Source organism: Parasphingorhabdus pacifica, from assembly GCF_054779195.1.
Window position 1 is genome coordinate 102246 of record NZ_BAAGYS010000002.1, and the last position, 21474, is coordinate 123719.

Below are 21474 nucleotides of genomic sequence, written 5' to 3' on the forward strand. Positions count from 1 at the left end.
CCGCCCGGGTCAGCGCAATCGGCGTCCCAAGTCGTCCAGTCCGTTCCACGCGACCAGCAGACCGTAGGTGAACGCCAGCGCCAACGGCGCGGCGAGCACCACCCACAGCTGGGTGATCTCCGGGGCCACCGTCACCAAGCCACCGACCTCCAGCTCGGGGGGCATCGGGTAGCGCGAGGCGGCGAAGGACGGCCCCATTCGAGCCCCCATCCACGCCGCCACCAACGAACCGGCCGCCCCCGCGATCAGCATCACCGGCCCGCGCCGACCACGCAGCTGCCACAGCGCGGCGGCGGACAGCACGCCGAGCGCCAACTCCAGCAGCATGAACACGCCCAGCGAATCGAACTCGTGGTAGCTCTCGGCCAGCAGCAGCGGCACCAGCTCACCGTTCCGGGCCAGCACGCTCTCCTGCGGGAGCGCGAGCCTCGACCACGCCCAGGCCAGCGGGAAACCCAGCAACGCCAGCAGGGACAACGCACTCAGAGCCGGCAGCAGGTCCGCCTTGACGACCACTCGCGGGATCGTGTCCGCCCTCCCGGACAGGAGGCCTCCCTCGACGCCGTCCGGACGTATCCGCACGGGCTCCGCACGCGCATCGACCGACTCCGACGGCGCTTCGTCACGCACGCTGGCGACCTCCTCGACCTCACCGACGGCTGCTCCCGGAACCATAGCGCTCACACCCCCGCGCCCGTACGCACCACCGCCGAGCCACCGCCCCACCGGCCCGGTCGCCGCCCCCGCACGCCGACCCTGGACGCAGCCTGGCGCGAACGCCCGGATCGACCGACGTACCCCGCTGACCGGCAGCGCGAGCGACGGGCACCTCGGCCGCAAGAGCTCAATCGAGCATCAACTATTCTTCGCATGCCCCAATGTCGCCCACCGGTGAAGGACGAGCCCACGTGGCGGGAATCTTGCCGACCTCGGCACCGACCGACTTCAGCCCGATCGACGAACCGCGCCGCGCCTCGGCCGTGCGACTGCCGCTGCGGAGCACGATCGGTGAGTTGCTGCTCGGCTCGGCGCTGGCCGCCGTGGTCAGCCTCGTGCTCCAATTCGTCGTCGCCCGGCTGGGCATCAGCGAGCCCAGCTTCGCGCCCGAGGCACTCGCCGCCGTCGGCAGCGGCACGATCCTGATCGTCCTGTTCGGACTACTGTTCCTCGGTCGTCGACGTTCACCACGTTGGGCCCGACTGGGGGGCACTTGGCTCGCCCTGTCCTCGTTCGTCACGATCGCCCTCGCCATCCCGTTGCAGGGCACCCGCTACTACTTCGGCGGGTCCTCAACGGACAACGGCTTTCGGCTGCAGTTCATGACGCGCGCGGCCTCCTCACCCGGCCTCGCCGACATGAACTACGCCGACACCGCGCCCTACTACCCGAGCGGCTGGTTCTGGTTGGGCGGCCGGTTCGCGAACCTCCTCGGCTGGGAGGGCTGGGCCGCGTACAAGCCGTACGCGCTGGCTTGGGTAGCTGTGACCGCGGTCGTCACGTTCACGCTCTGGAGCGTCGTGCTGCGACGCAGGCTCGCCCTCGTCGCCGCACTCGCGACCACGCTGGCCGGCATGTTGCACGGGATCGAAGAGCCGTACGCCTGGCCGTCCGCCGCCTGGCTGCCACCCATCGCCGTGCTCACCTGGCACGCGCTGCGCCGTGAGCACCGCGCACCCCGCTGGACGCTGATTTGCATCGGCGGCTACGTCGGCTTCACGGCGATCACCTACACGCTACACTTCGGCTTCGCGGTCCTGCTGTTCGTCGCGATGGCCGTCCTGATCGGGATCTTCCGCGTGCGGGACGGTGCCGCCGTGTGGCCGACGGTGCAGCGGCTGTTCCTCCGGTTGTTGCCGATCGGCATCGTGAGCGGATTGCTGGCCCTGCTCGTGTGGCTGCCCTACCTGCTTTCCACGCAGTTCCTGCTGAACAATCCGCGCAGCGCGGCACAGCACTACCTGCCGGGAAACGGCGCTTTCCTCCCGCTTCCGATGACCGAGGCGTCGGTACTCGGCGTGCTCTGCCTGGCAGGGGTGGTCTGGCTGCTGATGCGCTTCCGCAACAGCGAGGTCGCGGCGGCGATGTTCACGATCGTGCTCGCCGTCTACTGCTGGTTCGCGCTCTCCACGCTGGCGCTCATGGCCAAGACCACGCTGCTGGCGTTCCGGCTCAACGTGATCCTGGAACTCGTCCTCGCCACCGCGGGCGTGCTCGGCCTCGTCGAGCTGATCACCTACCTTCGCCGCCACGTCGACACCCGTTACGCAGCACGGGTCTCGCTCATCAGCGCGACTTTCGGCCTGCTGGGCGCGGTCGCGCTGACCCAGGACGCGATCGGTTCCAAACTGGCGGACTCCACCAAACTCGCCTACGAGGACTACTACCCGACCGGCGACAACGCCAAGGGGCATCGAGACCCGGAGCAGACCGGCGCGTGGGCCGATGACGTGTTCGCCGCGATCCGCGGGATGACCGGCCGTTCCCCGGAGAAGAACCTGCTGCTGAGCACCAACTACAAGATCATGTCGTTCAAACCCTACTGGGGCTTCCAGCAGGAGACGCCGCACTACGCGAACCCGCTCGCCGACTACGAAGGCCGCGCTGCCGAGATCAAGCGCTGGGCGGATGCCGAGAACCCGCGCGAACTTCTGAACATGTTGCGCCGGAGCCCGTACGAAGCTCCGAACGTGTTCGTCTTCCGCAACCCGACGAGCCCGTTGAACTCGGAGGAAGGACCAGAGGACGGTCGGCACGCCGACGACTTGGCCCTCCAACTCAAGGGAGACGCGTTCCCGCAGCTGCCCAACGTGCGGGACTACGACGTGCACTTCGACCGGGCCGCGTTCGAGTCCCCCGAGTTCGCCCAGCGCGACGTGGGCCCCTACACGATCATTGCCCGCCGCTGACCTCCGCACCACCGCCCGAACCGGGCACCCCGAGCCTGGCTCGACTCAATCCAGGCGGACGGGAAACCGTTCGAGTCCTCTGATCAGCGTGCTCGACCGCCAGGTCAATCCTCTCTGGGTTTCGACGGCACGCAGGTTCGGAAACCGGTCGATCAGCTTGCGCAATCCGATCCGGCCTTCCAACCGGGCCAGGCTCGCACCGACGCAGAAGTGGATCCCGTGACCGAACGCCAGATGCCCGCTGGTGTCCCGGGAGACGTCGAAGCTGTTCGGGTCGGTGAACCGTTCCGCATCGCGGTTGGCCGCTCCGAGTGAAAGCCACACCACCGAACGAGCCGGAACCTCCACCTCGCCGAACCTCACCGGCTCGGTGGTGTGCCGCACGGTGGCGTTCATGACCGGACTGTCGAATCGCAGGGTCTCCTCGACAGCGGCCGGAACGAATCCCGGATCCGCGCGGAGCTTCGCCAACTGCTCCGGATTCCGCAGCAGCGCATGCACCGAGTTGGCCAGCAGGTTGACCGTGGTTTCATGCCCCGCTACGAGCAGCAGGAACGCCATGGCCAGCAGCTCGTTCTCATCCAGCCGGTCCTCATCCTCGCTCGCCTCGACCAGCGCGCTGAGCAGGTCGTCGCCGGGCTGCTCCCGCTTCTTCGCCACGAGTCCGGACAGGTACTCGGTGGTCTGCCGCAACGCTTCCGCGGCGGCCTCGGAGACGCCGTCGTCGAGCAGGACTTTCGACCAGGCGCGGAACTCCTCCCGCCGGTCTTCGTCCACGCCCAGCAGGTCGGCGATGACCGTGATCGGGAGCGGGAAGGCGAACTCGTCCAGCAGGTCCACTTCGGACCGACCGTCCATCGCGTCGAGCAGGTCGTCGGTGATCTGCTCAACCCGGGGTCCCATCGACTCGATCCTGCCCGGCGTGAAGGCCTTCACCACGAGCTTGCGCAACCGGGTGTGATCGGGTGGGTCCGCGTTGAGCATGTGGAACGACAACGACTGGTCGATCATCCGGTCGCCGACCCCGGGCAACCGCCGCTCGCGAATGACCTCCCGAAGTCGCCCGACGTCCTTGCTGATCCGCGAATCGCTCAACGCCGCGCGGACGTCGTCGTACCGCGTGAGGACCCAACCGGGCAGTCCGCTGCTCGTGACCACCCGCCGAGCCGGCGTTTCATCGCGCATCAACGCGAAACGCAGATGCGGATCCTGAGCAAAGTCGCGGTCGAAGACCACGTGGTCGTCGGGTAGCGCTGATTCGGGCAGGGACATGCGAGTCCTCCAGGAGTCGCCGACACATCGCCGTCCAGTCAACTCACATCGCGACCGGCTGTCACACGCGGACCGGGTACACCACCCGGACGAACCAGCGCGGCAGCGACCGCACGAGAAAGTCGTGCGGCCCCGCGAAATCCGTGCTACGACCCCTCAGAAGCCCTCGAAGCAGCCCGCGCCCAGCAGGCCCTTCAGCTCGCCCTGCAACCCGTTTTCCGTCGAGACGAAGTAATCGCTGGACAACGCCAGCCGGGTCACGCCACGCGGCCCCTGGAGTTTCACCTCCACCGGAACCGTGCCGGAATGCGCCTGCAGGGTGCGCTTGAGCTCGCTCACCAGCGACCGGTCCACCCGCCCCGCGGGAATCTTGATGACGAACGCGGGACTGGTTCCCGGATCGGTCTCCGCCGCCGAGATGTCCACCTGCACCGCATCCGACGCGAAGACGCTGACCGTGCCCTCCCGCTCGTTGATCCGCCCCTTCACCGCGATCGCGGTGTCCTCCAGCAGGCAATCCGAGAACATCTCGTAGGACTTCGGGAAGAAGAGCACCTCCACGCTGGCATCCAGGTCCTCCAGCGTGACGATCGCCCACGGATGGCCGTTCTTGTTGATGCGGCGCTGAATTCCCGAGATCATGCCGGCGACCTTGACCTGTGGCTCCTTGCCACCGCCGCCACCGCCGCCGCTGTCCCGCTCTCCGCCGACCAGTTCGGCGATCCCGGTGTCCTGATACGGCGCCAGCAACCGCTCCGCACCGTCCAGCGGGTGCGCCGAGACGTACAGCCCGAGCATCTCCCGCTCGTAGGAGAGCATCTGCTTGCGGGGCCACTCCTCGGTGGTGAACTGGAGATGGGCCAACGGCGAGGCATCCGCGTTCTCCTCGCCACCCGAATCGGCGCCGAACAGGTCGAACTGACCGAGTGCCTGCTGGCGCTTGAGGCCGATCACCGCGTCCACGGCCGACTCGTGATGCTGCACCAGCGACATCCGGGTGTGCCCGAGCGAGTCGAAAGCGCCCGCCTTGATCAGCGATTCGATCACGCGCTTGTTGCACACCAGCGTCTCGGACTTGTCCAGGAAGTCGGTGAACGAGCCGTAGCGCCCCTTCTCCTCCCGCACCTTGCAGATGGAACCCACCACGTTCGACCCGACGTTGCGGATCGCGCTGAGCCCGAACCGGATGTCGGCGCCCACGGCGGTGAAGTTGTCCCGCGAGTCGTTGACGTCCGGCGACAGCACCCGGACGCCCATCCGCCGACACTCCGCCAGATAGACGGCCATCTTGTCCTTGTTGTCCCCGTTGGAGGTCAACAGTGCCGCCATGTACTCGGCGGGGTAGTTCGCCTTCAGGTAAGCGGTCCAGTAGGCCACCAGGGCGTAACCGGCGGCGTGGGACTTGTTGAACGCGTAGCCGGCGAACGGCAGCACCGTCGTCCACAGCGCGTTGATCGCTTCGTCGGAGAAACCCTGCCCGAGCATGCCGTCGCGGAAGCCCTCGAACTCCTGGTCCAGGACCTCCTTCTTCTTCTTGCCCATCGCCCGGCGCAGGATGTCAGCTCGCCCGAGGCTGTACCCGGCCACCTTCTGCGCGATGGCCATGATCTGCTCCTGGTAGACGATCAGACCGTAGGTCTCGGCCAGGATCTCCTTGAGCGGCCCGTCCAGCTCGGGGTGGATCGGTTCGACGGGTTTGCGACCGTTCTTCCGATCCGCGTAGTCCATGTGCGCGTTGACTTCCATCGGACCCGGCCGGTAAAGCGCGTTCGCCGCGACGATGTCGGTGAACTCGGTGGGCCGGAGCCGCTTCAGCAGCTCCCGCATACCGCCACCTTCGAGCTGGAACACGCCGAGGCTGTCGCCGCGGGCGAGCAGCTGGTAGGTGTTCTCGTCGTCCAGGCCCAGCGTCGAGAGATCGACCTCGATGTCGTGGTTGACCTTCACCGACTCCAGGGCATCACCCAGGATCGTGAGGTTGGACAGTCCCAGGAAGTCCATCTTCAGCAGACCGATGGACTCGCACGACGGGTAGTCCCAGCCGGTGATGACCGAACCGTCGTCGCGCTGCCACAGCGGGACGGTCCCCAACAACGGCTGCGAGGACAGGATCACCGCGCACGCGTGGACGCCTGCGTTGCGGATCAGTCCCTCGAGTCCCCGAGCGGTGTCGAAGATCTGCGACACGCTGGTGTCCGTCTCGATGAGGCTGCGGACCTCGGTGGCTTCGGCGTAGCGCTCGTGCTGCTCGTCGACGATGCCCGCGAGCGGGATGTCCTTGGCCGCGATCGGTGCGGGCAGGGCCTTGGAGATCCGGTCGGCGATGGCGAAGCCGGGCTGGCCGTGGTGCACCCGCGCCGCGTCCTTGATCGCCGCCTTCGTCTTGATCTTGCCGAAGGTGATGACCTGGGCGACCTTGTCCTTGCCGTACTTGTTGATCGCGTACTGCAGCACTTCGTCGCGACGGCGGTCGTCGAAGTCGAGGTCGATGTCCGGCGGGGAGTCACGTTCCGGGTTGAGGAACCGCTCGAAGATCAGCCCGTGCGCGAGCGGGTCGAGGTTCGTGATGTGCAGGATGTAGGCCAGCAACGAGCCCGCCGCGGAACCACGTCCGGGCCCGACGTGGATGCTTTGCGACTTCGCCCACCGAGTGATGTCACCGACCACCAGGAAGTACGCGCAATAGCCCTTCGTGTCGAGCACGTCCAGCTCGATCTTGACCCGTTCGCGCACCGCCTCGCTGGCACCCTCCGGGTAGCGCGACGGGAGGTAGTGCTCGATCTCCGCCTCGAGCTGGTCGCGCTCGGACATGCCGTCCTTGCCCGCCACGCGCGGCATGCGGTCGCGGAAGTCCCACACGTCGTCGTAGGACTCGACCCGCTCCGCGATCAGCAACGTGGAATCGGATGCGCCCGGAACCTCCTTGTCCCAGTACTCGCGCATCTCCTCGGCGGATTTGAGGTAGTAACCGTCGCCGCCGAACTTGAACCGGGTCGGGTCGTCGAGCGTCTTTCCCGACTGCACGCACAGCAACGCGCCGTGCGAATCGGCCTGGTCGGCGGTCACGTAGTGGCTGTCGTTGGTGGCCAGCGGCTTCAGGTCGAGTTCCTTGCCGATCTTGAGCAGGTTCTCGCGGACCGAGCGCTCGATCGCCAACCCGTGGTCCATCAACTCCAAGAAGAAGTTCTCGGGGCCGAAGATGTCCCGGTAGTCCGAGGCTGCCTGCAGCGCCTCTTTGTACTGTCCCAGCCGGAGCCGCGTCTGCACCTCACCGGACGGGCAACCGGTGGTGGCGAGGATGCCCTCGGAGAGCTCGGAGATCAGCTCCCTGTCCATGCGGGGCTTCCTGTACTGACCTTCCATGCTGGCCCGGCTGGAGAGCGTGAACAGGTTGCGCAGCCCAGTGGCGTTGGCCGCGAGCATGGTCATGTGGGTGTAGGCACCCGCGCCCGAGACGTCACCGCCCTCACCGAACTCGTCGGTGGAGCGCTGCTTCGCCTCGCCCCAGAACACCGGCTTCTTGTGATACCGGCTGTGCGGGGCCACGTACGCCTCGATGCCGATGATCGGTTTGATGCCGGCCTTCTTCGCCTGCTGGTAGAACTCGTCGGCGCCGAACATGTTGCCGTGGTCGGTCATTCCGACCGCGGGCATCTCCAACCGCTTCGCCTCGGTGAACAGGGCCTCGACCTTCGCCGCACCATCGAGCATCGAGTACTCGGTGTGCACGTGCAGATGAACGAAGGGGTCGACGGACAAGGTTCGAACCTCCTGGCGTTGTCAACGAAGCGAACGCGGCACGTTCGGCGCGATGCTGCGGGTGGATCGGCGCCGGTCTGCACGGGCGGCGGAAGCCGGCGGATGTGGCGCCTGGCGCCGATCGACCCCAGCCTAACGCCAAGCCCCGACGAGTTCGGGGACATCCCCGCCCCGCGTCGGACAGCTCGTGCCGGGCCGCTCCGGCGTTCGGTGGAGCGCCGCGTGCCCGGCATCCGTGGCCCGTCCCGACGGGGTAGCGTGGACAGGCGTGGCTGCCCCTGATCCCGTGGACGTCCGTCTGCTGAGCGTCGTCGCCGAGACGGGCCGGGCCGCGGTGCACGAGATCGCCGGTCGACTCGGCATGGACGTTCGCGAAGTCGCCGCGCGGCTCGCGTCGCTGTCCACCACCGGCCTACTGCTGGTGGTGGGGGTCGAGTGTGACCCGAACGGCCTGCGCAGCGCGCTCGCTGCGGCGAACGCGTACCAGCAGGCCAGCGGGTCGTACCCGGTCCAGACCCAGCCGCCGGGCCAGGTTCCGAACCAGGGACCGCCGGCGCCGGGGCACAGCGGCGCGCACCACGGGCCGGCGCCGAGCGGCAGCCATCCGGTGCCTCCGCCGCAGAGCGGTTCCTATCCGGTCCCGGCCCCGACCGGGTGGCCACCGGCGCAGCATCCCAGCGGCAACCACCCGCAGCCGTCCGGGCAGACCCCGGTGCAGAGCGGCCCGCAGCCGTACCCTTCCCAGCCGTATCCCTCACAGCCGTATCCCTCACAGCCGTACCGGTCACAGCCGTACCCGTCACAGCCGTACCCGGCCCAGGCATACCCGGCGCAGGCAGCACCGCAAGGAGACGCACCGCCCGCCGACCCGGCGAGCACGTGGGGCCCCGCCGGCTCCGCCTCCTGGACGCGCGGCGATCAGCAGGCGGGGGCCCAACCTCCGCAGTCGCCGCCTCCACAGTCGCCGCCTCCACAGCCCGCACCGGTCCCGGCCGGAACGATCGGCAGCAAGCTCGACGTCGAAGGGTACGAGGGCGAGCGGATCACCATCCAGCTCGTCGAGGTGGTCGACCCAGCGGACTTCCTGTACACGGCGGCCGGATACCAGCTTCCGGATGGCGAGCGCGCGGTGATCGTGCACACCGAGGTCACCAACCGGGGCAGCGTGCCGTTCGCGGCACTGCCCGACGAGTACCTCGAACTGATCGCGACCGACGGCTCCGTGGTGAGCAAGGCTCCGGTTTCGTTGTCATCACGGCCGCCGCACCAGACGGGCCTCGCCGCCGGGGCCACCGCGGGCGGCCACACGATCTACGTGCTCCCCGAACCGGTCGATCTCGCCGCGGTCCGCTGGATGCCCAGGCGCGGCGACGACCGGCGCACGCTCACGTGGGACATCACCGAGCTCTGATCCGGCCCGCGCGGCGCCTGCTTCCGGTGAGGTGGCCTGCGCGCCGAACGGCCGGTGCCGCGCAGCTCGGGTACAGCCGTTGCCAGGCCGGCGCCGCGAGCGGGCCCACCGAACGTGTTATTGCTGCTCGCCGCTCCGGCCGCGCAGCGTGTCGAACATGCCGCCGCGACGGCGTTCGGGCTTGTTCCGGCTGCGGTATTCGAGCTTCGGCCAGTCGCCGGTGTCGGCTTCCCTCGGCGATTCCTGCGGTTCCGCGCCGAACACGGCAGGACCTGCCTGCCCGAAGTCCTCGGCGGTGACCGCGCCGGCGAGGCCTTCGATGCCGGTGGGTGGTGTCATGTCGTCCGTCGCCGCCTGCGGCTGCGCGGGAATTCCGGTTACGGGGGTGGGCGTGTCGTCCGTCCAGGGGCGATCAGGCTCGGAACCGTCCGTGGCGCTCATGAAGACTCCTCGTGTTCAAGATCTTCCCGCCCAATTTACGCGACAGCAACGTCCTCAAGCATCCTGTGCGCGCAGAATGTCCAGCGCATGCTGCAGATCCTGCGGATACGGGCTGTCGAAACTGACCCAACGCCCATCGTCCGGATGTTCGAACCCCAGCGTGCGGGCGTGCAGCCACTGCCTCGTGACCTCGAGCCTGCGAGTCAGCACCGGATCCGCACCGTAGGTCGTATCTCCCACACAGGGATGCTTGATCGCCGCGAAGTGCACCCGAATCTGATGGGTGCGCCCGGTTTCCAGTTTCACGTCGACCAGCGAAGCCGCGCGGAACGCCTCGACCGTCTCGTAATGGGTGATGCTGTCCTTGCCGCCCGTCACCACGGCGAACTTGTAGTCGTGCCGCGGATGCCGCCCGATCGGAGCGTCGATCGTCCCGCGGCTCGGATCGGGGTGGCCCTGCACCAGCGCGTGATAGCGCTTGTCGACGGTGCGTTCCTTGAACGCCCGTTTGAGGACGGTGTACGCGCGCTCGCTCTTGGCGACCACCATGACACCGGTGGTCCCCGCGTCGAGCCGATGCACCACACCCTGCCGCTCGGAAGCGCCGGACGTGGCGACCCGGACCCCGGCGGCGGCCAGACCACCGATGACCGTCGGGCCGTCCCAGCCCGGACTCGGGTGCACCGCCACCCCGATGGGTTTGTCGATCACCACGATGTCGTCGTCCTGGTGCAGGATGCCCATTCCCTCTACCGCGACCGGGACGACCTCGATCGGCTGCTCGGTGGGCGGCAGAGTCACCTCCAACCAGGTTCCCGCCATCAACCGGTCCGACTTCCCCGCCGGAGCACCGTCGACGACCACGTCGCCCGACTCGGCCAAGGTCGCCGCGACGCTGCGCGACAGGCCGAGCAGCTTCGACAGGCCCGAATCCACGCGCATGCCATCCAACCCGTCCGGAACGGGCAGCGTTCGAAGATCAGTCACGACTCGTCCCCGGAATCCTTCACGGTCCGCTTGCGCTTGGGCGGGTGGACGCTCCCGTCGTAGTCCCGCCCCAGCAGCGACATCAACACCACTAGGACACCACCGCACACGATCGCGGAGTCGGCCACGTTGAACACCGGCCACACGCTGCCGTCCGGAGCGAACAACGACACGAAGTCCACGACGTGCCCCTGCAGCGGCCCCGGCGGACGGAAGATCCGGTCGACCAGATTGCCGCAGGCACCGCCGAGAACAAGTCCGAGTCCGATCGCCCATCCGGTCGAACGGAGTTTCGGGGCGAGCCAGATGATCACGCCGACCACGACGAACGCCAACAGCGCCAGCAACCAGGTCAGCCCAGTGGCCAACGAGAACGCCGCGCCGGGATTGCGCACGAGCACCAGGTAGACGGTGCCGCCGAGCAATCGCACCGGTGGTTGGTCGGCCAGTTTGGCCACCGCCAGCACCTTGGTGACGATGTCCAAGGCCAAGGACAGCGTCGCGATCCCGAACAACAACACCAGCAAGCGGCGTCCCACCGGCGGGCCCGCGTTCGGGCCCTGCTCGGCCGCGCTGCTCGAGTCCCCCGCAGTGTCCGAACCCGCCGCAGTGTCCAATCCGGCAGCATCACCCGGTCCGGCTGCGCCGTCCGAACCCGCCCCCGTGTCCGGCCGGGCGCGTTCCTGCGCAGTCGAATCCCGGGCGGGCCGAGCGGCTCCCCCGAGCTCGGAAGCCCGCTCGGAACCCGACTCGGCTACCGACTCGGCGGGGTCGGAACCGGAATCCTCCGGCACGGGCGCTTCCGGCGAGGACGCTTCCGGCGAGGACGACCTCGGGGCCCGCTCATGATCGGGCTGTTCTGCGCTCACACCGCCATTGTCCCCGACCGTGCTCACCGCGCTCGCAGCGGTACGAACCACGGTCGACGAACAGACCGTTCCCCAACTCGGCCGGGCCCGAACTCGGCTGGGTTCCGGAGCTCGGGTGGGCTCGGGAGCACCGAACCCACCCGAGAACCGATCACACCTTCGTCACCGACACCGCGATCCCGACGCCGTCGCCGACGCTGCCCTCGAAACCGCCCTCCGCCGAGCCCGGTTCGACGACCTGCGCCAACGTCTCCCCCGCGATGAACTCACGATGCGCCGCCACCGCCTCGAGCACCTCGGCCGGGGCCGACACGGTCACAGCCACCCGGTCCGACACCTGCAGACCGGCATCCCGGCGGGCCTGCTGAACCACCCGGACGACATCGCGCGCCACACCCTCGGCGGCCAACGCCGAGGTGACCTCGGTGTCGAGCACCACCAGCCCACTACCGGCCGGGAGAGCCGAGGCCGCGCCCGAATCGGTGGAGACCAGTCGCTCGGTGTACTCACCCTCCTGCAGCTCAACACCGGCCGCGACCACATCGCCCGTGGGCGTGCGGGACCAGTCGCCCGCCTTGACCGCCTTGATGACCGTCTGCACGTCCTTGCCCAGCCGCGGGCCGGCCGCCCGCGCGTTCACCGCGATCTCGAACCGGCCGTGCGCAGCTACCTCGGTGGTCAGCTCGACCTCCTTGACGTTGACCTCGTCCCGCAGCAAGTCCACGAACGGTCGCAGCGAGTCGACCTCCGAAGAGGCCACCACCAGCTTCGCCAGCGGCAACCGCACCCGCAGCTTGTTCGACTTGCGCAGGGCCAACGACGCCGAACACACCTGCCGGACCTTGTCCATCGCCGAGACCAGAGCCGCATCCGCGGGCAGCTCGTCGACAAGCGGCCAGTCGGCCAGATGCACCGAACGCCCACCGGTGAGCCCGCGCCACACGGCCTCGGCGGTCAGCGGCAGCATCGGCGCAACCACCCGGCTCGTCACCTCCAGCACGGTGTGCAAGGTGTCGATCGCATCCTGGTCGCCCGCCCAGAACCGGTCCCGCGAACGACGGACGTACCAGTTCGTGAGCACTTCCAGGAAGTCGCGCACCGTCGCGCAGGCGCCCGCGAGATCGAACGCGTCCATCGCGTCCTGCACGTCGCCCACCAGCTCGTGGGTCTTGGCAAGCACGTACCGGTCGAGCACGTGCTCGCTGTCCACCCGGTACCGGCCCTCGACGCCCTCGGCGTTGGAGTACAGAGCCAGGAAGTACCACGAGTTCCACAACGGCAGAACCGCCTGGCGCACCGCATCGCGGATGCCCCGCTCGGTGACCACCAGGTCACCCCCGCGCAGGATCTGGCTCGACATCAGGAACCAGCGCATCGCGTCCGAACCGTCCCGTTCGAACACCTCGTTGACGTCCGGGTAGTTGCCCTTCGACTTCGACATCTTCATGCCGTCCTCGCCGAGCACGATCCCGTGCGCCACCACGTTGGAGAACGCCGGCCGGTCGAACAGCGCGGTGGCCAGCACGTGGAGCGTGTAGAACCAGCCGCGGGTCTGGCCGTTGTACTCCACGATGAAGTCACCCGGGTAGTGGTGCTCGAACCAGCCCGCGTTCTCGAACGGGTAGTGCACCTGGGCGAACGGCATCGACCCCGACTCGAACCAGCAGTCCAGTACCTCCGGCACCCGACGCATCGTCGACCGCCCGGACGGGTCGTCCGGGTTCGGTCGGGTCAGCCGGTCGATGTTCGGGCGGTGCAGGTCGCTCGGTCGGACGCCGAAATCGCGCTCCAACTCCTCCATCGACCCGTAGACATCGGTCCGCGGATACTCCGGATCGTCCGAAACCCACACCGGGATCGGCGAGCCCCAGTAGCGGTTGCGGGAGATGTTCCAGTCCCGCGCGTTCTCCAGCCACCTGCCGAACTGTCCGTCCCGGATGTGCTCCGGCACCCAGTTGATCCGCTGGTTGAGCTCGACCATGCGATCCCGGAACTGAGTCACGGCCACGAACCAGGACGACACCGCCCGCTGGATCAGCGCGTTGTCGCACCGCCAGCAGTGCGGGTACGGGTGGTCGTAGGTCTCATGCCGGACCAGCAGGCCCGCGTCCTTCAGGTCGCGGATGATCGACTTGTTGGCGTCGAAAACCTGCAAGCCTTCGTACGGCGCTACCTCGGCGGTGAACTTGCCGTGCCCGTCGACCGGGATGACCGGCTCGATACCCGCGGCGTCGGTGACCAACTTGTCGTCCTCACCGAAGGCCGGGGCGATGTGCACGATTCCCGTACCGTCGTCGGTGGTGACGTAGTCGGCCGCCAGCACCCGGTGGGCGTTTTCCCGCCCGGCGAAGAAGTCGAACGGCGGCTCGTAGGAGGTTCCGAGCAGGTCGTTGCCCTTGAATCGGGCGATGACGTGATCAGCGATGTCCTCACCGAACTCCCGCGCGTAGGCGGACAACCGCGCCTCGGCCAGGACGTAGCGTTGCTTGCCTCCACCAGGGGCGACCAGCACGTAGTCGACGTCCGGGTGCACCGCGGCCGCGAGGTTCGACGGCAGCGTCCACGGGGTCGTCGTCCACACCAGCGCCTGCGCGCCGTCGAACTCCTCGCCCGGAGCGGTCAACCGCAGTCCCACCGTCACCGCCGGGTCCTGGCGCTGCCGGTAGACATCGTCCATCCGGGTCTCGGTGTTCGACAACGGCGTCTCGCAACGCCAGCAGTACCAGAGCACCCGGAAGCCCTCGTAAACCAGACCCTTCTCCCAAAGCGTCTTGAAGGCCCACATGACGCTTTCCATGTAGTCCGGGTCGAGAGTCTTGTAGTCGTTGTCGAAGTCCACCCAGCGCGCCTGCCGGGTGACGTAGTTCTCCCACTCGTCGGTGTAGCGCAGCACCGAGGATCGGCAGGCTTCGTTGAACTCGGCGACCCCCATCGCCTCGATCTCCGACTTCGCCGAGATCCCCAGCTGCTTCTCGGCCTCGACCTCGGCGGGCAGCCCGTGGCAGTCCCAGCCGAAACGCCGTTCCACGCGCCGACCGCGCATCGTCTGATAGCGCGGCACCGCGTCCTTCACGTAGCCGGTCAGCAGGTGACCGTAGTGGGGCAAGCCGTTGGCGAACGGGGGGCCGTCGTAGAAAACGAACTCGTTCGAGCCGTTGGTACCCGTTTCCCGCGCCTCAACACTGGCCTGGAACGTCTTGTCCCCGGCCCAGAAGTCCAGCACTTGGTGCTCGATGCGGGGAAACGACGGCTGCGCGGCCACACCGTGCTCGGGTGCGGCTGAAGTATCGGCGCGGTCCTCGGACGCGTCGCCGAACCGAACCTTGGGATAAGCCATCGCGGATTGCTCCTCGCGGTGTGTCGTGAATTCCGCCGCACGGACGTCGAAGATCGATGTCCACACGGGGACGACACCTCGTGCCGCATGCGCACGAGATCCGCGGTACCACCCCGTTTGCCGCTCGCGACCGGCACGGCCACGGAGCGACCACTCGTTCACCGGCTGTGACGGGCCGACCCGTCCGGTTCTACTGAGGCGAACTGGTCACCCGTTCTTCCGGAAGCTCCCCGGTGATCGCCGGATCATCGCCACTGCTCACCCAGCATAGCGCGGCCGTCGACCAACCTTGACACCGGCGCTGCCTCAGCTCGCCACCCGCTGCCGGGCGGCCAACGTCGCGTCCGGCCTGCACCGCGCGCAGGGGGTGAAACCCAACTGTCGGGCCTCGACCAGCGGCAATGGCAGCACTTCTCGCCGAGCGAGCCACCCGCAGCGGGTGAGATGGTAGCGGGGGTGTTCGTCGACCACGAAGACCTCGACGTCCAGTTCGGACACCACGATCGAGTCAGCCACGTCGGCGCGCTCTTCACCGGGGTCGTGTCCCGCTGCCGCATGCACATCAACGGTCGGCGGCTCGGTCGGCGGCTGGGCCGGCTCGCCCGCCCGGTCGGGCTCCGTCTCCGGTGGGCCGGTCGTATCCGACAGACGCGTGCCGTCGTGCCGTCCGGGCTGCTGCTCCTCCCCGGTAGCGGACGATTCCGCCGTCGTCGAGCTCGCTTTCCGCCGACGTCGAAAACGTTCCACACCCAGCAGCATCACACCGGCCGCACACAGCAGTACCGCCAACCATGCCCACTCCGGACGGTCCGTGACGACCGAACCGGCCAGTACGCCACCGGCCACGAGAACCAGCAACAGAACGCTCACCAACAAGCCGATCCCCGCCCTCCGGAGTCACCACAGAACCGTCTCGAAGACCGTCCGAGACCGCTCTGACCGTAACCTCGGCACCACGCGGTTTCCGGCTTGCCCGGCGGCCAACCCTCGCCTCGGAGCATCGCGGACCTACCCACCCGCCCGGAAACGGACCGAGTGGGCCGACCGGGGCGGGAGCGGCCCCGAAGGCCGCCCCGCACCCGAAGTCGAACGCTAGCCCGCTTCGGCGGCCCTTGCCCCGAAGCTGTAGCTGTTCTGCTGGCCGCTCGAAGAACGGCTCCCGCTGCCGCTGCCGCTGCCGCCGCCGGCGCTGTTCTCCGCCGGTGCGGCGGAGCCACGATCCTCCAACTCGCGCAGCTGGGATTCCAGGTAGGTCTGCAGCCTGGTCCGGTACTCGCGCTCGAACGTGCGCAAGGTGTCGATCTTCTTCTCCAGCGCGTTCTTCTCCTGCGTGATGTTGCCCATCACCTCGGAGTGCTTGCGCTGCGCGTCGCGCTCCAGGCCAGAAGCCTTCTCCCTGGCCTGCCGTTCCAGGGTTTCAGCCCTGGTGCGTGCGTCGTTGAGCATCGTCTCGGCCCGGGTACGGGCCTCGTTGACCATGCTGTCGGACTTCGCCCTGGCGTCCGAGAGCAGTTGCTCGGATTTCGTCCGCGCTTCGGAAAGCATCCCGTCCGCTTCGGCCTTCGCCTCACCGGTCAGACGGTCGGCCATCTCCTGCGCGAGGCCCAGGACCTTCGCGGCCTGCACATGGTGATCACCACCGGGGGACGTCTGTTCCGCCGCGGCCGGCGCCGGCACCGGGGCGAGCCGGCGGGGTTCCTCCACGGGTGCGGCTGCGGTGGAGGAGGTCGTCGACGCCGCTTGGGTGCGGGCGTCGTCGAGATCGACCTGAGCCGATTGCAGCTGGGACTCCAGCTGCTCCACCTGGCTCCGCAGGTCGTTGTTCTCCTCAACCAGCCGGGCAAGCTCGGCTTCAACCAGGTCGAGGAATGCATCTACCTCGTCCTCGTTGTAGCCCCGCTTACCGATCGGAGGTTTGCTGAACGCGACGTTATGAACGTCGGCGGGGGTCAAGCCCACAAGATCACCTCACGCACTCCTCGGCTGCGGGTCGCCCGGGTTCCCCGTCACCCGGGTTGCACCAGTCGCATCAATATGAACACGACCAGCAGCAGCACCATAATCGATAGGTCTAGGCCGACGCCGCCGATCCGGACGGTCGGAATCACCCGACGCAACATCCGCACGGGCGGGTCGGTCACTGTGTAGATGCTCTCCAACGCGATTGCAACCCCCCCGGCGGGTCGCCAGTCGCGGGCGAACGCACGGACGAGCTCGGCCACGATACGCGCCGTGAGCAGCAGCCAGAAGAAGAACAGTAGATAGAACAGGACAATCTGCGGCAGTTCCACGACTCAACTCTGCCACCACTCAGCCATAGTTGAAAAAGGCCCCCTCCGCGAGGCGCCTCTTGTCTTCCGCCGCGACATCGACATTGGGCGGTGAGAGCAAGAACACCCGATTGGTGACCTTCTCGATCGAGCCCCGCATCGCGAACGCCAGTCCGGCCGCGAAGTCCACCAGTCGCTTGGCATCCGCCTCGTCCATCTCGGTCAGATTCATGATCACCGGGGTTCCGTCCCGGTACTGCTCCCCGATTGTCCGCGCTTCGCTGTAACTCCGGGGATGCAGGGTTGTGATCTTACTCAAGTTGAAGTGGCTGCCGGTGTCGGTCACCGCTCGCAGCCGCGACGCGGGGTCCCACTGCGACTCGGCAGCGAGCGATCCACGACCGGACGTCTCCGCGGACCACTGCCTGCGAGGACGCTTCACCTCGCGGAAGTCTTCGACGTAGTCGTCCTCTTCGTCCCCCGCCTCCTGGTAGCCACCACGAATGCCCCCGACGGCGCGCCTCCGACTGCTCAACCGGTCCGGCTGAGCTTCGTAGGGCGCGTGGTCGCCGGTGTCCGCGGCATAGCGGTCGCGGTAGGTGATTTCGTCGTCGTACTCGTCGACTTCATCGGCCGGGACCATGCCGAAGTAGGCCTTCAGCTTGTGCATCGCGCTCATCGGCATGCCCTTCCTCCGCGACTCCTTTGCGCCGAGCACGGATCGGCCGACCCTCGACCCCCCGATACGACTAAGGCGAGATTAACTGCCGGCCCCCAAGCAGCGCGGTTCCGACACGCACACGTGTCGAACCGTGCGCTATCGCACTCTCAAGGTCGGTACTCATTCCCGCCGAGATGTCGATAGCTTCGGGGTAGGACTCTCGCACTTGCCCGGCGATCTTCGAAAGAGTGGCGAACGCCACATCCGGCGGGCCGTCGAGCGGCGCCACAGCCATCAGGCCGCGGAGGCGAAGCTCACACGTGCGTGTGATCATTCCGGCCAGTTCGAGGACCTCTTCCGGCAAGCAACCGCCCCGCTCGGGAACGCCGTCGAGACTCACCTGAACGAGTAGATCCAGCGGGCGCTTCCGTTCACCCGATTCGAGCGCGTTGCCAGCGGCCCGCCGCAACGCCTCCACCAACCGCGCGCTGCCCACCGACTCGACGACGTCCGCCCAGCGGACCACCGCCCGCGCCTTGTTCCGCTGCAGCTGCCCCACCATGTGCCAACGGACATCGGCGGCGGGTCGCAACTCACCGAACTCCGCGACCTTGTCCCGGGCCTCCTGCTCCCGGTTCTCCGCGAAGTCCACCAATCCCAGATCGGCCAGCAGTGCCGCATCCGAGGCGGGAAAGGTTTTGGTCACGGCGAGGAGCTCGACCTCGTTCGGAGAGCGGCCCGCGGCATGGCAGGCCGCGTCGATCCGGTCCCGCACGGATCGCACCGCCGCGGCGAGTTGCTCCCGTCTGAGCTTCGGACTCGACTCACTCATCGGCCCACCTCCGGGTCGGCCACGGGCTCCGCTTCGGGATCCGCTTCCGGGTCCGCCCAGATCACCGCGGCGAACCGGCCCGTCCGACCTCCGTCCCGACGGTGGCTGAAGAGCTCGGGGCTTTCCATCGTGCAACGTGGATCGACACCGATCCGAGCCACGCCCGCAGCCGCGAGTTGTTCCCACAGACCGGCGCGGATATCCAGACCATGCGTACCCTTGCGGGTCTTGCACGCGCTGCCCGGAAGGTGCTCTTCCACGTCTTCCTGCATCTGCTGTGGGACCTCGTAGCACTGCCCGCAGGCCGCCGGCCCGAGCAACGCCTCGATGCGGTCCAGGCCGGCACCCGCGGCACACATGCTCTCCAGTGCCGAGACCACCACGCCGACGCGCGCGCCCAGCCGTCCGGCGTGCACCGCGGCGACGACTCCGGTCCGCGGGTCGCCCAGCAACACCGGAACGCAGTCCGCGGTCAGCGCGACCAGCGCCAGGTTCGGCTCGGCCGTCACCAGCGCGTCCGTGGCCTCGACCGGTTCCGAACGCGGCCCGTCGACCACCGTCGCGGTCCTGCCGTGGATCTGTTCCATCCACACCAGGCGGTCCTGCTCCAACCCGATTCCCGCTGCCAGTTTGCGCTCGTTGGCCGCCAGCGACACCGGATCGTCACCCACGCGGCCACCCAGGTTGAACGAGTCGAACGGTGGCCGAGAGCTACCGCCCTCCCGCGTGGTGATCACACGACGAATCCGCACTGCAAGCCTCCCACCAAGGTTCAAGGGCCGAACACACGTCGGCACCGGAACGCGATGGCGTTCCGGTGCCGATTCTCGCTCATCGACTCGAAGCGATCAGCGACGCATGAACGGTGGGATGTCGACGTCGTCGTCGTTGTCGTCCGAAACCGGCACGGCCTTGTTCGGCAGCGAACCGGACATCCCGGCGCCACCGTGCGTCGGATAACCACCGGCCCGGGACGGAACCGAAACACCCTGTTCGCCACCGGCCGCACCGTCACCGCCGTAGGCAGGCCCGCTGCGCGGTGCGGTCTCACCGCGCTGGTCGGCCGGGTCCGGCTGAGCCCGGTAGCCGTCCGGAACCGCGTTGTCCTGCTGCGGCTGTTCCCCCGACGGCTGGTAGCCCGCCTGGGCCTGCGGTGCCTGGGACTGCTGCGGTGGGACCTGCTGGGGCTGGACCTGCTGCGGTTGGGCCTGCTGGGGCTGGGCCTGCGGAGCCTGCTGCTGTGGCGCCTGGGCCTGCGGCTGTTCGGCACCGTCCTGCTCGGCGGGTGTCGTGGTGCTGCTCAGGACCTGTCCGTCAGTGACCTGCGCCGAGTCGCCCTTCGACCCGACCTTGGTGGGGTCGAGCTTCTTGTGCGTGGGCGTTCCGGCGTCGAATCCGGCGGCTATCACCGTCACGCGCACCTCGTCGCCGAGTGAATCGTCGATCACCGTACCGAAGATGATGTTGGCTTCCGGGTGCGCCGATTCCTGCACCAGCGAAGCGGATTCGTTGATCTCGAACAAGCCGAGGTCGGAGCCGCCCGCTATGGCCAGCAGCACACCGTGTGCGCCTTCCATCGAGGCTTCCAGCAGTGGCGAGTTGATCGCCTTCTGCGCGGCTTGCACGGCTCTGCCCTCACCTCTCGCGGAGCCGATACCCATCAGGGCGCTGCCCGCTCCGGACATGACGCTCTTGACGTCCGCGAAGTCGAGGTTGATCAGCCCCGGCGTGGTGATCAGGTCGGTGATGCCCTGCACACCGGAGAGCAGCACCTCGTCTGCCGACCGGAAGGCATCCATCAGGCTGACCCCGATGTCGCCGAGCTGCAGCAGCCGGTCGTTCGGAATCACGATGAGCGTGTCGCACTCGTCGCGGAGTTCCTTGATCCCCTGCTCGGCCTGGTTGGCACGCCGCTTTCCCTCGAAGGAGAACGGACGAGTGACCACACCGATGGTCAGCGCACCGAGCTTGCGGGCGACCGACGCGATCACGGGCGCACCGCCGGTTCCGGTACCGCCGCCTTCACCGGCGGTCACGAACACCATGTCCGCGCCCTTGAGAACTTCTTCGATCTCTTCCTTGTGGTCCTCAGCCGCCTTGTGTCCGACCTCGGGAGCCGCACCGGCCCCGAGGCCGCGAGTCAGTTCGCGGCCGATGTCGAGCTTGACGTCGGCGTCGGACATCAGCAGGGCTTGCGCGTCGGTGTTCACCGCGATGAACTCGACACCCTTGAGCCCGACCTCGATCATGCGGTTCACGGCATTGACGCCACCGCCACCGATGCCGACGACCTTGATCACCGCGAGATAGTTGTGCGGGGGCGTCATCGGATCCGCCTTCCTGATCGTGGCTCTGCGCTCTCTACTGCTGACGACCGCGCGGACGGTCATTTGCGGGATACCGTCCGCCCGACGCCGAGAACTTCGAATGTCGGATACGAGATCGGAGTGATCTCCACCCCGTACCCGGTGCGGACGGTAGGCACCAGAGTGCCCCTGAGTCCAGCAGCCACGCCGGAGTTGATGTCGCGGGCGTGTCTCAGTACCCGAAATTCGTCATCCGCTCCTGCCGACGCGGTCGAAGCCCCGGCACGTCCACCCACCGGCCGCGGCGCGGTGGTTCGAGCCGAGCTCGTTCCTCCCCTTGTGCGGTGTCCACGCGAACGTGATCACCGCCCCCCACCGTACAGCGCGCGCCCCCGCCAGGGTCGAGGCACTCGCGAGTTTCGG

General features: G+C 67.9%; 16 protein-coding genes. 2 read left to right on the forward strand and 14 right to left on the reverse strand.

All coding sequences use genetic code 11. The annotated features are described in order from the left end of the window. Positions 1–9: 9 nt before the first annotated feature. Entirely contained in the window at positions 10–675 is a 666-nt protein-coding gene (locus ACYVAN_RS00460; RefSeq protein WP_460954347.1) for a DUF2567 domain-containing protein, read from the reverse strand. 203 nt (positions 676–878) lie between these two features. Between ACYVAN_RS00460 and ACYVAN_RS00465 the strand changes: the two genes are divergently transcribed. Continuing rightward, positions 879–2906 carry an arabinofuranosyltransferase gene (locus tag ACYVAN_RS00465; RefSeq protein ID WP_460954349.1) on the forward strand — a complete coding sequence of 676 codons (2028 nt, stop codon included), beginning with the start codon at positions 879–881 and terminating at the stop codon, positions 2904–2906. Positions 2907–2951: 45 nt separating this feature from the next. Here ACYVAN_RS00465 and ACYVAN_RS00470 read toward each other — a convergent pair whose 3' ends face one another. Beyond that, entirely contained in the window at positions 2952–4178 is a 1227-nt protein-coding gene (locus tag ACYVAN_RS00470; RefSeq protein WP_460954351.1) for a cytochrome P450 family protein, read from the reverse strand. 156 nt (positions 4179–4334) lie between these two features. Next, complete coding sequence (gene dnaE, locus ACYVAN_RS00475) at positions 4335–7937, reverse strand: DNA polymerase III subunit alpha (protein ID WP_460954353.1); 3603 nt, start codon at positions 7935–7937, stop codon at positions 4335–4337. Positions 7938–8205: 268 nt separating this feature from the next. On the opposite strand from dnaE, the gene ACYVAN_RS00480 reads away from it, so the two are divergent. After that, entirely contained in the window at positions 8206–9348 is a 1143-nt protein-coding gene (locus ACYVAN_RS00480; protein ID WP_460954355.1) for a hypothetical protein, read from the forward strand. Between the two features lie 117 nt (positions 9349–9465). Here ACYVAN_RS00480 and ACYVAN_RS00485 read toward each other — a convergent pair whose 3' ends face one another. The 11 genes from ACYVAN_RS00485 to ftsZ all read right to left on the reverse strand — a co-directional run bounded on the left by ACYVAN_RS00485 (position 9466) and on the right by ftsZ (position 21072). Continuing rightward, on the reverse strand, positions 9466–9789 hold the full coding sequence (locus ACYVAN_RS00485; protein ID WP_460954357.1) for a hypothetical protein: 324 nt from the start codon (positions 9787–9789) through the stop codon (positions 9466–9468). A gap of 54 nt (positions 9790–9843) precedes the next feature. Then, positions 9844–10776: an RluA family pseudouridine synthase gene (locus ACYVAN_RS00490; RefSeq protein WP_460954359.1), complete on the reverse strand. Its 933-nt coding sequence runs from the start codon at positions 10774–10776 to the stop codon at positions 9844–9846. Continuing rightward, complete coding sequence (gene lspA, locus ACYVAN_RS00495) at positions 10773–11645, reverse strand: signal peptidase II (RefSeq protein WP_460954361.1); 873 nt, start codon at positions 11643–11645, stop codon at positions 10773–10775. Before lspA ends, ACYVAN_RS00490 begins: the two co-directional genes overlap by 4 nt. Before the next feature lie 151 nt (positions 11646–11796). Next, on the reverse strand, positions 11797–14982 hold the full coding sequence (ileS, locus tag ACYVAN_RS00500) for an isoleucine--tRNA ligase (protein WP_460954363.1): 3186 nt from the start codon (positions 14980–14982) through the stop codon (positions 11797–11799). A gap of 306 nt (positions 14983–15288) precedes the next feature. Further along, entirely contained in the window at positions 15289–15852 is a 564-nt protein-coding gene (locus ACYVAN_RS00505; protein WP_460954365.1) for a hypothetical protein, read from the reverse strand. A gap of 222 nt (positions 15853–16074) precedes the next feature. Next, positions 16075–16941, reverse strand: a complete 867-nt coding sequence (gene wag31 / locus ACYVAN_RS00510; protein ID WP_460954367.1) for a DivIVA-like cell division protein Wag31 — start codon at positions 16939–16941, stop codon at positions 16075–16077. A gap of 47 nt (positions 16942–16988) precedes the next feature. Next, entirely contained in the window at positions 16989–17273 is a 285-nt protein-coding gene (locus ACYVAN_RS00515) for a YggT family protein (RefSeq protein ID WP_460954369.1), read from the reverse strand. A gap of 19 nt (positions 17274–17292) precedes the next feature. Continuing rightward, positions 17293–17931 (reverse strand): cell division protein SepF, encoded by a 639-nt coding sequence (locus ACYVAN_RS00520; protein ID WP_460954371.1) that lies wholly within the window; start codon positions 17929–17931, stop codon positions 17293–17295. 70 nt (positions 17932–18001) lie between these two features. After that, positions 18002–18745, reverse strand: coding sequence for a YggS family pyridoxal phosphate-dependent enzyme (locus tag ACYVAN_RS00525; RefSeq protein WP_460954373.1), 744 nt, complete (start codon positions 18743–18745; stop codon positions 18002–18004). Continuing rightward, positions 18742–19497: a peptidoglycan editing factor PgeF gene (gene pgeF / locus ACYVAN_RS00530; RefSeq protein ID WP_460954375.1), complete on the reverse strand. Its 756-nt coding sequence runs from the start codon at positions 19495–19497 to the stop codon at positions 18742–18744. Before pgeF ends, ACYVAN_RS00525 begins: the two co-directional genes overlap by 4 nt. A gap of 96 nt (positions 19498–19593) precedes the next feature. After that, complete coding sequence (gene ftsZ, locus ACYVAN_RS00535) at positions 19594–21072, reverse strand: cell division protein FtsZ (RefSeq protein WP_460954377.1); 1479 nt, start codon at positions 21070–21072, stop codon at positions 19594–19596. Positions 21073–21474 lie beyond the last annotated feature (402 nt).